At 71.4% G+C, this 13,214-nt stretch carries 1 protein-coding gene (only partly in view); it reads right to left on the bottom strand.

The window, feature by feature from the left end; translation table 11 throughout:
* Positions 1-13,214 carry the 5' end (the start) of a WXG100-like domain-containing protein gene (locus tag LR394_RS05330; RefSeq protein ID WP_231439234.1) on the bottom strand. Its footprint begins 58,753 nt before the window's first position, so the window shows 13,214 of its 71,967 coding nt (coding positions 1-13,214); the start codon lies at positions 13,212-13,214; the stop codon falls past the left edge of the window.

The following is a 13,214-nucleotide window of genomic DNA, read 5'->3' as shown; positions in this document are numbered from 1 at the left end:
CGGTGCCCGAGCAGCGCGGCGTCGTCCAGCATGGTGCTCAGCGAGGCGGGTACCCCGGTGCGCCGGATCGTCCCGGTGCCCGGCTGGTTCCCGGTGTGCCACTCGACGTCGAGCAGACCCGGATCGACCTTCAGCAGTGCGCGGCGGGCACTTTCCAGCACGGTGTTGTGAGTGCCCGGCAGCGCCGAGGACGGGTCCTGCATCAGGGTGCTGGACAGCAGCGGCATCTCGGAAGGCTGGATCGCGGCCGGGATCTCGGCCGGCCGCTCCTGCGGCAGCCCGGTCTCCGGCCGGTGCACCGAGAGCCCACCGAGCACCGCCAGCCGGGCCCCGCCGTGCTGCGCCCCGCGTTCGGTGAGCGGGTCGGCGTCCCAGGTCTCGACCTGGATGTCCCAGACCATGGCCGAGCGCACCGGGGTGTGCTCCTTGCGGGCCCCGTCCCGCCAGTTGCCGCCGACCGCCTCGTTCGCCTCGATCCGGCTGAGCTCGTTGTCCTTCGCGGTCCGCGACCCACCCAGGGCCACCCCGCCGTCCGCGGTGCCCAGCTGGTCCGCGCCGGCCGCGACCGTCTCGGTGTGCCGGTCCCGGTCGCGGCTGAGCAGGGCCGGCTCGGAGTCGACCATCGTGCTCTTGCGGAACGTCCCGTGCCCGGCCTCCTTCTGCTCGGAGTACGGGCGGCCGGTGATCACCACCCGGCCGTGCCGGTTGCTCACCGCCCCCGGCGCCAGGTAGCGGGTCACCGAGACCACGTCGCGGTTGAAGATCAGCCGGGAGGCCAGCTGGTCCTGGTTCAGCCAGGTCGACAGCATCGCGCCGAAGTCCGCGTCCGGGATGCCGCCGGCCCGCAGCAGCTGCTCGGTGGCGGCCACGATCTCGGGCACCCCGAGCAGGTCCACCACCAGGTCGTCCGGCTTCAGCCGGAGCCGGCCGGGCACCGGGCCGTCGGTCAGCGCGGCCGGGTCGAAGGGCGGCAGCACGGCCGGGGCGTCCCGGTCCACCATGGTCGGCGTGATCACCTCGATCACCCGGCCGAGGTCCGGGTTCGGGGTGTCCTGCCCGTCCGCCGTGGTCGGCGGGGCCATGTTCTCCGGCACGTGGTACCGGATGATGCCCGGGATCTCCTTGTGCTCGGAGACCGAGTACCAGGCCCGCTGCGCGGTGTCCGCCGGGCTCGTCCCGGACTCCCCGGTCAGCGCCTGGACCGCGGCCCGGACCGGCTTGGCGGTCAGGGCCGAGGCCTCCCCCAGCGAGGCCAGCCGCGGTTCGAAGGTGACCTTGGTGTTCAGCTCGAAACCGGTCGGGAAGGTGAACGAGCGGAACTCGCCCGCCTGCAGGTAGCCCTCCGCGATCCAGGAACCGGACCGCGCCGTGCTCTCGTTCTGCAGCCGGTCGCGGGCGGTCACGCCGGTGCTGCCCGGGGCCTCGCTCATCCCGCTGTTCGGGTTCGCGGTGTCGCTGACCGGCGTCGGCGTCGTGCCCACGCTGCCCGACCAGGTCCCGTTCAGGTCCCCGGTCAGCCGGTCGGTGTTCGACAGGTCGGCGTAGGCGATCGGGTAGTGGTCCATCGAGCCGGCGCCGGTCTTGTTGCCGACCCAGGTCTTCCCCTGACGGGAGGCCACCGTGACCTCGACCCGCAGCCGTCCGCCCGGAGCGTCCAGGTAGTACTCCCCGGCCTGCCGGTGGCTGATCAGCTGGGTGGTGAAGGGCAGCGCCGTCTTCGCCGAGAAGTACTGCATCGCCCAGCGTTCGAGGTTGTGCGCGTCCCGCCGGGAGAGCCCCTGGGAACCGAGCAGTTTCGGGTCCCGCACCGAGTCGGTGATCATCCCGGTGACGTCCTTGGCCACCTGGTGGTAGCTGCCCAGTACGTCGACCACGGCCGGGCCCCGGCTCTTGCCGGAAAGGATGGACGCCGGTGGCTGGCGGTCGCGGGTCTCGCCCGCGTCGTGCGGCAGTCGCGATCCGGGACGCACCCCGGCGTCGTCGGTGCTGTCCCGCACGGCCTTCAGCTCCGCCTCGAACCGCGCGGCCTCCTGCTCGCTGAGCCGGATGTAACGAGTGACCTTGGTGGTTATCGGTTCCCGGGCCCCCGCGGCGTCGGTGCGCACGTCGGTGACCAGGTCGACGTCCATCCGGTAGGTCCGGGTGGCGGCCTCGAAGTTGCGGAAACGCCAGTCCCCGGCCCCGATCGAGGCGTTCTCCTCCCGGGTGCGCATCACCTGGCCGCCGCCCGAGGGCGCCAGCCCGATCGAGACCGGCTGCCGCTCCGGCAGGATCTTCGGGAAGTGCCCACCCATCCGGGCGCTTCCGGTCAGCGCGCTGCTGACGCTCCGGGTCTCGCCACCCCAGAACAGGTGCCGGGTGTCCTGCTGCAGCGGAACGGTGCTGGAGTCGACCGGCTGCACCGAGGTCACCCGGCCGGTCAGCCGCAGACCAGCCCAGCCGCCCTCGGCATCGGTCGGGATCGTCGGGGTCAGGTACCCGGAGCCGAAGATGTCCATCCGGTGCCGGAACAGCGAGCTGTCGTCGAAGAGGTTGTCAACCTCGCGCCGGAAGTCCTCACCGGCCGCGGTGAAACGGTCGTTCAGCTGCTGCACCGGGTCGCCGGCCCGGCCGGTGCCCGCGTCGTCCGCCGAGATCGACTCGTCCGTGGTGAAGACCCGCCAGGTGACGTCGTGGAAGGCGTCGCGCTGGGCGGTACTGGCGTTCTCCGGGAGCCGGATCGGCTCGCCGAGCCGGTCGGGACCCGGCTTCGGGTCTGCCCCGTCCGCGGCGCCGGCCTCGACCTCGGGTGACTCGTGGTCGGGGAAGGCCAGCAGCACCTCCTCCGGCGCCCGGGCCACGGTCTGGACGGTGCCGTCCGCCGCGGTGCGGGTCAGCCGCCAGCCGCTGCCGTTCTCGCCGTCGGCGGTGGTGCTGAAGTAGGCGAACTGGTTGTGCACCGCGTTCGGGTCGGCGGTCAGCACCCCGCCGACGTACTCGCCCAGCAGGTTCTGGCCACGCACCCCGGCCTTCCCGCCGAAACCGAAGCCGGCGGTCTGCGGCAGGGTGAAGTCGAACCCGATGTTCACGCTGCCGGACTTGGCCTGGTAGGCGTCCTTGAACAGGCCCGGGTTCTGGTACTGGCTGATGTCGATCGACTGGGTGGAGCGCTGCCCCAGCCGCAGCCGCTGTCGTTCCTGCGGGGTGTGGTACGTGGTACTGCCTGGCTCGTGCAGCGCTCCCAGGTCGAGGTGCAGCCGGTAGCCGTTGCCGAGGTCGATGCCCCGCGGGTCGGCCAGCCGCCGGGACGGCGCGAAGTACGAGACCTGGTCCTGGTAGCCGTCTTCCAGCGGCTGGTTGGCCCGCACCTGGGCCGGTTCCGGAGTCTGGTTGATCAGCGCCAGCTTCGGGACCTCAGACCGGATCGCGGCCACCACCGCAGCCGGCACCCCCGCCCCGAGCCGGTTCACGGCCCGGTCGGCGATCGCGTCGAACGAGCGCATCGTGGCGTCGCCGACCTCGACCACGTGGCCGAACTCGCCCCAGGGAAGGCGTTTTCCGGCCCGCGAGTCGATGATCACCCGGCCCGGCAGCCGCCGGTCCGGCCTGGGCACGGTGTCGTTGGCGTTCTCGGCCGGCCCACGGGGGTGCTCGGGTAGCCCGCCAATGGTGGACGCGGTGTCCTGGGAAGCGGAGTCCGCTTGCGGATAGTGCGTGGTGGCGTAGTCGTCGGCCAGCTTGTCGAGGCGCTCGTCGAGCACGCTCAGCCGGTCCAGCAGCGCAGAGTCCGGGCCGTCCTGGTGGGCCAGCCGGGTGGTGAGGTCGTTCAGGTCCTGCTGGACCTGGTGCAGCTGCTCCCGGTGGCTGCTCAGCTGGGTCTGGGTGAACGGGCCGGGCGCGGTGCGGTGCTGCGTGCCGGGCGGGCCGTAGACCTCCTGCACCTGCCGGGACAGCTGGTCGGCGTTCTGCTGGACGCGCCGCTGAACCGCGGTGTAGGCGTCCCGGTACAGCGCGGACAGCTCGATCTCGACCGCGCTGATCGCCTCGCGGGAACGCTGCAGCCCGCGCGGGCTGGCCGGAGCCTCGGTCAGCTCCCGGGCGTGGTCCAGGGCATCCTGCAACTGCTGGCGCCGGACCTGGCGGTTCGTCCCGTCGGCGGTCGGCCCGTCCGGCAGCAGGGCCAGGGCCCGCTCGGCCTCGGCCACCCGCAGCGGCAGCTGGGAGAACTCGAAGGAGCGCTGCAGCGAAAGACGTTCCGGCTGCGCCACCAGTCCCTGCAGCAGGGACTCCACGGTGGTCCGGGCCTGGGTGCCGGCCACCAGGGCCAGCTCGCGCACCTTCTGCTCGGGCGTCCGGTCCCCGCCGGGGCTGAGGTACTCGGCCAGATCGGTGAGCCGGCGCGGGTCCACCTGACCGCGGTAGCCAGGGGCCGGTGGCTGCGACGAACGCAGGTCGGGCACCAGGTTGCGCAGCCGCTCCATCCCGCCGAGCTGGGCCAGGCCGAAGCCGTCGGGGTAGAAGTGGGCGGCCAGAATGGCGTCGTTGAGCAGGTTCTCGCGCCGGGCACCGACCCGCAGGGCCAGCTGCTCGGCCCCGGCCCGGTCGGTGGCGCCGAGCTCGCGCAGCCGCTGGAACGGCGCGGCGTAGGCCTGCTGCCAGCGATTGAGCGGTTCGTTGCGGATCCCGAAGGTCTCGCTGAGCTCGCGCTGCACGGCTCGCGGGGGAATTGCGTCTGGCCGCCGGTGCTGCGCGGGGGCCGGGCGTTCCAGACCCGAGCCGTTGTCCTGGCTCGACTGGTTGTCCTGAGCAGGCGCCTGGGAGGACGATGCGAAGTTCGGGTTCCCACCGGCCAGACCACCCGAGCGGATGCCCAGACCGCGCACGATCTCGGTGCCCAGCCAGGTCATGTCCCGGGCCAGGTCGGCCGAGGGCGGGGTGGCCATCATCACCGCGGTGAGCACCGGGACCACCCGCCGGGCAACCGTGTTGGGCGCGGTGGTCGGAATCCGGTGGGCCAGCTGCTGGGCCGCCCGCTCGTACTGGGCCACGTCGCCGCGCCGCTGCGCCCGGTACTCGCTCGCCCGGCGCTCGGCATCGGCGAACCAGTTGTCGAACCGGAAGCCCTTGGCGGTCTTGCCCTGGGCGTCACGCAGCTGGCCGTTGCCCAGCCCAGCTGCCTCCAGCGCCTGAGTCAGGTCCGGGCCGATGTCCTGCAGCCAGGTGCGCAGGCTCTCGGGGTCACCCAGCCCGAACCGGGTGGCCTGGGCGACCTCGTGGGCCAGCGCGTCCGAGGTGCCCGGGAGCTCCCGGCCCTGGGTCCGCCACTGCTCGTAGGCGGCCAGCGCCCGCTCCCGGGAGACCGGCTCGCCGCGCGGGTTCACCCGGGACAGTTCGTCGGTGATCGCCTGCAGCAGGTCCTCGGGCAGGGCCCGGGACGGGCTCTCGGGCAGTCCTCGGGCCGCGGCCCGGATCCCGCCGTGCCGGTCGCTCAGGGCCTGCGCCTGCTCGGCGACGTCGAAGGCGTGCTGCCCGGCCTGCTGCACCCGGGTCAGCGGATGGTCGATCTCGTCGATGCCCTGCATCGGGGTCGGCCGCTCGCCGATCTTGGAGAAGATCATCGCGTCGTTGAAGCGCGACTCGTACACGTACAGCAGCGGTTGCCCGGGGGCCGTGGACTCGATCTTCACGCTGGTCATCAGGCCGAACGCGGTCGTGTTGGCGACCGAACGGTCGCGGTTGCCGGTGAACGCCGAGACCAGCAGCCGGCGCGGGCTGTAGTTGCGGCCCTTGTCCTGCTGGGTGATCTTGAGCCAGTCGTCACCGTGATTGCGCAGGTCCTTGACGAAGGCCGGGTCCTGCTGGAAGGCGAACCGGCCCACCGCATCGGTCAGCCGGCCCGCGTTCGCCCCGACCCACTGCCGGACCAGCGGCGGCAGGCCCTCGACGGTGTCGATCAGGTCGTGCCGGTTCAGCGCCAGCACGGCGTTCTTGCCGATCCGGTCCCCGTTGTCCGGGCGCATGGTCTCGACCGTGGCCACGGCGTGGGTGTAGGCGGTGACCATCACGCCGTGCAGGTGCCGGCTCTCGGCGAAGCTGCCCAGCCAGGCTCGCTCCTGCGGGCTGACCTGCCGCCCGGCCACAGCGTCGACGAAGTGGTCGACGATCTCGTCGGCGAACCGGTTGCCCAGTGTGACCAGGTCCCGGGCCCGGGCCGCGGTCTCGTTGCCCTCGGCGTTGTTCGCGAAGTCGTTCAGCAGGGTGCTGATACCGGCACCCGGCACGCCCTGGCTGAACTGCGGGAAGAAGTCGTTCTGGTAGGCGTTCTCGGGGTATTCCAGGGCCTCGGTCCCGAAACCGTCGGTGACCTTGGCGGTGCCGTCGACCAGGGCCTGGGCAACCGCGTCGGTCGCCTCCGCCCGGTACGGCGGCTCGTTCGCCGCCCAGCGCCAGACCTGCTCCGGATCGGCTGGCTTCAGCGCCTGCTCCAGGGTCAGCCCCTGCCGGCCGGCCTCCTTCAGCCAGGACAGCGATGCCTTGGTGTTGTCGTGCTGGGTCCAGACGTCCGGGGCCAGGCCGGCTTCCTGCCGGACCCCGGCGGCCGGGCCGTAGACCGCCTCGATGATGTAACCGGTGTAGGTCTCGGTCGGCTCGGCATTGGTGTAAGCGGCCGCGGTGGCCCGCGACGGGTACACCACCCCGTCGATGCCGACCGCGAACGGCCGTTTGTCCAGCTTGAACGTGACCCCGGTGCCGGGCAGCTCGCCGACCTTCTCCGCGGTCCAGGGCCGGGTGTCGCCCTTCTCGACCCGCTTGCCCAGCATCACGCCGCTCTCGACCTCACCACCGGTGAGACCGCCGCGCTGACGTGTGCGCTGCAGATCCAGGCTGTTCACCAGGTCGCTGATGGTCGCCTCGGCGGTCTGGACCGTGTCTGCGGTCAGCCCGGCCAGCCCTCGGTCGGCCACCTGCCCGGCGTCGCTCAGCAGCGCCGCCGCGATCGGCACCACCTGCTGGCGCAGCAGCCCGGCGTCCGGGTCGTTGCTGGTGCGCAGACCGGAGTGGTACCCGCTGGCCCGGCCGACCACCGCGTTCGCTGTGTCGAGCAGTTCGCCGCGCTGGGCCGGCGGCAGGTCGCCGAGGATCTGGTTGGCCTGCTCCGATCGGTCCCGCAACCAGTCCCGGCGAGCCGCCTCGAACGTCTCCGGGCTGTCGTCGAGCAGGGTGGCCACGTCGCTGAGCCCGGCAACCACCGGACTGTCCGAAAGATTGCTGGCCACCGAGGGTTCCGGAACCATCAAGGAGTCGGCCGTCGGCAGCGGACCGGTGGCATAACTCAGGTTGCCACCGGGCAGCCCGCCCGAGCGGATCCCCAGCCCACGCGCGATCTCGCTGCCCAGCCAGCTCAGCCGCCCGGCCAGCTCCGCCGACGGCGGCGTCGCCATCATCACCGCGGTCAAGACCGGAAGCACCCGGTCGGCAACCTGGTTCGGCGCGGTGGTCGGGATCGTTCGGGCAACCTGCGTAGCCAGCACCCGGAACGGGGTGACCTCGGCATCCGGCCTGGAGGCCAGGAACTCGGCCGCCCGCTGCTCGGTGTCCCGGTACCAGTGGTCGAATTGGAAGCCCTGGTCGGTGCGGCCGGAGGGATCGCGCAGGCGCCCGTCGCCCAGCCCGGCGGTCCGCAGCGCGCCGGTCAGTTCCGGGCCGAAGTGCCCGGTCCAGAAACCGGAGTCCGGGAACGGGCCGGCGTTCTCGGCCGGGCCCAGCTGGTTGCGGTGGTCCTGGGTGACCGCCTCGAACTGGGCCAGGTCGTCGCCGGCCATCTGGTACACGTAGGCGCCGAGGTGACCGTAGTCCTCGTCGATGAATCGGGCGTGGTCCTGACCCATCCCAACGAACGGCACACCCCGCCCGATCGCGTCACCGGTGATCTCGGCCATCGAGAGGTCACGCCAGTGCTGGAACAGGATCTGCTGGTCGGTGTGACCGGCCAGATCCTCCCGCATGTCCTCCGGGAGCCTCGGGTCGTTCAGTGCCCGCTCGTGCATCAGATCCAGGTAGGAGCTGACGAAAGCGTTCATCTGAGGCCGGAACTCGGTGTCGAACCGGGCACCCAGCTGGTTGCGGAACGCGGTCAGCCCGGCCCCCAGCGTGCCGCCCCGCGGCAGACCGAAAGCGAACTGCGTCAACAGACCGCTGGCGGCCACGACCTGGCCAACCCGCTGTTCGGCCGGGGTCGGCACACCGCCGGCGATGCCCTGCCCACTGCGCAGGTCGATGCCGTGGGCCAGGGCCAGCCGGATCGATTCCGAGGCCCGGCCGGCCCAGGGCCCGACGGTCAGGCCGGTCAGGTCGCCCGCTGCGAACAGCGGACCCCAGCCGGACAGCGACTCGGCCAGACGTGGGTACAGCGACTCGCCGCCGTGGTCGGGGAAATCGGTGATCGAGTTCAGCCCGAACTCGGCGGCCAACGGCGCGTACATCGCGCCGACCATCTGCCGCAGCGCCGGGCTGCCGGACAGATCGTCCACCGGGATCGACTCGTAGGTGAAAGGCGGCCAGTCCGCAGGGTTGTCGCTGCGCGAGACCGCCCGCAGGATGTCCGGCAGGGTCACCTGGTCGTGCCGCTCACCGATCACGTTGGTCTCGCCGGCCATGAACCGGACCCAGGTACCCGGGCTGTGCTCGCCCGCCAGGTTGCCCAGGTGCCTGGTGTTCCCGGCGAGGAACTCGTCCAGCTCGTCGCGGTCCTCGAAAATCCGCACCTGGCCGTCGTTCAGCAGACCGTTCAGGGCAGCGGCCTGCTGCGGGGTGAGCTGGTCCGGGGTGATCTGCTGGGGCCCGACCCAGACGCCGCCGCGCGAGGGGGCGGAACTCGTGCCGGCGTAGTTCGGGTTACCACCGGGCAGACCGGCCTGGAGCAGTCCCAGCCCGCGCACGATGTCCCGCCCGCCGGCCCGGACGCCGACCACGAGTTCCTTGTACCCGACCGGGTTCTTCAGCGGGTCCGGAGCATTCGCCATCAGCAGCGAAGTGACCACCGGCACGACTTCCTGAGCCAGCCGGTTGCTGCCACCGTCGGTGGGCAGCGCTCGGACGATGCTCTCGGCATCCGCCCGGAACGATCCACTCTCCCCCAGCGGCTGGCTCTCCAGGAACTGCTGGGCCTGGGAAACCTGCTGGTCCCACCAGCGGTCGAAGTTCTGGCCCTCGACCGGCTGAATGTCGGCCCGCCTCCGCCCCGGCCGGTTCAGCCCGGCGGCGGCCAGCGCACCGGTCAAACCCTGGGAGAACGAACTCAGGGCGAAAGTGTTTGAGGACGGGGTGGTCCCGTCGGTCGAACCGGTCACCGGAGGCGGGGTCTCGGGTGTGGTGGACCGCGCGTCGGCATCCGTCTCCGGCTGGCCGGCCGGTTCCTGGACTTCGGGCTGCCCGGTCTCGGTGGTCTGCACCGGCTGCTCCGGACGATCCGCACCGTCGGACTCGCCGGAACGGTCCACCGGGCTGGGCATCTGATCGGGATCGCCGCTGCCGTCGATATGGTGCACCGTGGCCGGCAGGTCGTCCGGATCGGCCTGGACCGCCTGGTCGATGGCCCGGGCCTGGTCGCCGTCCAGCCCGATGACCTGCACCCCGCGGTCCATCGCGTCGCCGGTGAAAGCCACGGTGGACATGTCGTTCCAGCGCCGGAAGAGCTGGTCGGTGTCGGTCTGCCCGGCCAGGTCGGCGTGGGCCTCGGCGGGCAGCGTGGGGTCGACGACCGCCCGCTGCGCCATCATGTCCAGATAGCTGCCGGTGAAGTCACTGAGCTGGGGCAGGAAGTCGCTGTAGAAGCTCGAGCCCAGCTGGTCCCGGTGCGCGATCAGCTGCTCGCCCAGTGAGGTGTTCGGGTCCAGCCCGGCCACGAACTGAGCCAGCGCCGTGTTCTGCCGCGCGAGCTGCCCCACCCGGGACTCGGCCTGGGCCAACGGCGAACCGGCCGCACCGGCGGTACCCTGGTTGTTGCTCAGGTCGTTCGCGTGCGCCCACGACAGGCTCAGCGACTGTGTGGCGGGCCGGGCCTGAGGGCCGGAGATCAGCTGGTTGAACCCGACCTCGTTGACCAGCGGGGCCCAGCTGGAGACCGAGGTGGCGATCTGCGGATAGATCGAGCTGCCGCCGTGGGCCGGGAGGTCGGTGGCCGGGTTCAGCCCGTACTGAGCCGCGGCCGGGGCGAACGCCGTGCTGACCGCCTGCTGCAGGGCCGGGCTGGCCGCGAGGTTGTCCGCCGGAAGGGCCTGAGTGGTGAAGGTCGGCCAGTTCAGCGGGTTGTCGCTGCGCGAGACGCTGCGCAGGACCTCGGTCAGCGACACCGAGTCCGAGCCGATCACGTTGCTGCGGTCCGGCGCGAGCTGGACCCAGTTGCCCTGCCCCTGCGAACCGATCCAGACCGGAGTGGTCGGCAGCACCACCGGCGTGCTGCGGGCTGCCGACGGCGCCGGGTCCGACTGCGCAACGTTCGGCTGCACGGTTTCGGACTGCGCCGTGTTCGGCTGGACGGTGTTCGACTGGGTGGCGTTCTGCTGCACGGCCGTCGAGTCGGGTTGGCCGGCATTCGGGACGGGCGAACCCGTCTGCCCAGCAACCGTTGCCGGCGAGACCGTCTCGGCCGAGGCAGCGCTGCTCGGTTCGGTGTCCGGCGTGCCTTCCGGAGTCAACCCGCCAGTCTGCGGCACGGTCGGAGTGGTCTGCCCGGCCTCGGTCGGCGTCCCGCCCTGCGCCACTTCCGGCACCACCGGGCCGGTCTGGTCGGCTCCCGTCCGGGTACCGCTCTGCGCCACACCCGGCACCGCCGGCCCGGTCCGGTCGGCGCCTGTCTGGGCACCGCCCTGCGCCACCGCCGGTACAGCCGGACCGGTCTGCACCCCGCTCTGCGCCACACCCGGCACCACCGGAACGTTCGGCGCAGCAGCAGTTCCCGGAAGCGCAGTGACCACGCCAGTACTGCTCAGCAGAATGGCCTGCGACCCGGGCGGCGGAACCTCGCTGAGCTGACTGACCGGCACGGCCTGCTGACTCTGCAGATCCATCGCCACGGGCTGACCCCGCCAGTTCACCACGGCCAGGTTGACCGGCGCCTGACCAGCGGGCTGCACGTTGACGAAAACCGTTGTTCCGTGCCCACCCTGCGAAACCGCCTGCGCCACCGGCGCCCACGAGTCACCGAGCGAGGCCCAGCCGGTGTCCACCGTCGCTGCCGCGCCGACCGGCGGTGCAGGCACGAACGAACTCGCGGTCGGGTGCAGCAGCGTCTGGAACTGCTGGATGTTGCCCACCGGATCGTTCAGCGAGATCCGCTGCCCGGCACCGGTTGCCATCTGGACCTGCTGGTCCACGACGAACTGGGCGAGCTCGGCGCGAGCAGCGGCTGCGTCGGCCAGCGGCGTGGCGGCGTAGCTGCTCAGCCCCTCACCGGCCACCTGCCGGTCGTACCAGGCCGAGTAGTCGTTGATCGACGAGCTGATCGGCGCCACTCGCTGCGCCAGCTCAGCCCCGGCGAGGTTGTTCTCCTGCGCCACCTCGCGGACGTAAGCCTCCAGACCGCTGCGCATTTCGTTCGACGTGGTCAGACCGTCGAACGTGACCACCCCGGCCGGAACGGTCTCCACTCCCACCGGCACCAGACCGGCCGGCGTGTTCGCACCCGGCAGCCGAGCCGGGTCGGGCTCCGCCGCCCAGGAACCGAGGTCGTTGGCGGGCACCGTTCGGTCGGCCGGATTCTGCCGGCCGGGAACGTTGTTCGGGTTCTGCTGATCCGGATTCCGGTCGGCCGCCGGCAGCGAATCGCTCCTCGGAGCATCCGGCGAAGTGGGCTTGCCCGAAGCCGGGTCCAGACGGTTCTGCGCGTAGGCGGCCAGTGTGGCCGGGTCGGTGGGATTGGTCTGGCTGATCGGCGTCGAGGCACCGGAACTCGTTTCCGAGAAGATGCTTTCGTCGTCGCCGAACGAGGATTCGGTGCCGGTGCTCGACCCGGTGTTGGTGCGGGAAATCGGCGTGATCTGCGGACCGGTCACCTGCCCGCCACTCGTCGACCCACTGATCGTCGGGCCGCCACCCGTCGATCCGCCACCGGTGATGTTGATGTCAAACCCGTTGTCCGGCTGGCTGTTCGGGCCTTCGCCCGGAACCGCCGCGTTCGGGATCAGCGGCGTGGTGTCGGAGTACTCGCCGGTGCCGGACGAGCCGGCCGCCCCCGAGCTCGAGTTGGCCGTGGAACCCTTTCCGGCAGAACTGTTTCCACCGGTGATGGCGCTGATCCAGGCCGGCTTGTTCAGCCCTTCGCTCTTGTTCATCACGGTGAGCGCGCCGATCGCGGCCAGGCCACCCCCGGCCTCACCCGCCGTCTCGGCCAGCGCCGAGGTCACCGAACCCCAGGTCGGGGCCGCCCAGACCCCGGTGGTGATACCGGTCATCGCCACTTCGGCGACCACCTCGGTGGTGATCCCGATCGGCAGCTCGGTCAGCGCCCCGGCGGTCAGGCCCATCAGGTTCGGGCTCGAGTTCAGCCCGGTGCCCTTGAGGTAGGTGCTGATCACCCCGCCCAGCCGCTTGGCGATCGGGATCATCCCGGCCATCGCCACCAGGCTGCCGACCGCGCCGATCGCCGAGTCGGCCAGCTTCTTCTCGTTGATCGGGGCGATTCCCAGGGCCAGCCGCTCGATCTGGGCCAGCAGGTTGGTGCCCACCTCGTAGGCGAAGCTGGCCCCGGCGATCTTCAGCAGCACGCCCATCGCGCCCTTGACCACCGCGGTCCGGGCGATGCCCTGGGCGGCCGCCATCCGGGCGGCCGCGGCCGGCGGGTTGTAGAGCATCTCGACGAAGGCGATCGCGATCTGGATCATCAAGAAGATGATCATCCAGCGGATCAGGCGCTTGAGGTAGTCGACCTCGGAGGCCATGTCCTTCAGGTAGGCGGCACTCTGTTTCAGGCTCTGCCCGGAGGACTTCAGGATGTGCGGGTCAGCCGTGCTGAACGGGGCGACCCGCGCGCGCAGCGCCCGGCCGGTCTGGCCGTGCATGTCTCCCTCGAGGGAGCGCACCACCTGGCCGAGCTGCGGCTCGAGCTGGAACAGCGCGTCACCGGTGCGGTCCAGGGTGTCGGCGACCGCCCAGACCTTGAGCTCGTTGACCGAGGGGAAGGGAATGCCGGTGAGGCCCTCGAGGAGCTTCTTGACGCCCTCGCTCGAAATATTCAC

The organism is Kineosporia babensis, assembly GCF_021129305.1.
Taxonomy (GTDB): Bacteria; Actinomycetota; Actinomycetes; order Actinomycetales; family Kineosporiaceae; genus Kineosporia; species Kineosporia babensis.
This window is presented reverse-complemented; position numbering and strand designations above follow the sequence as displayed.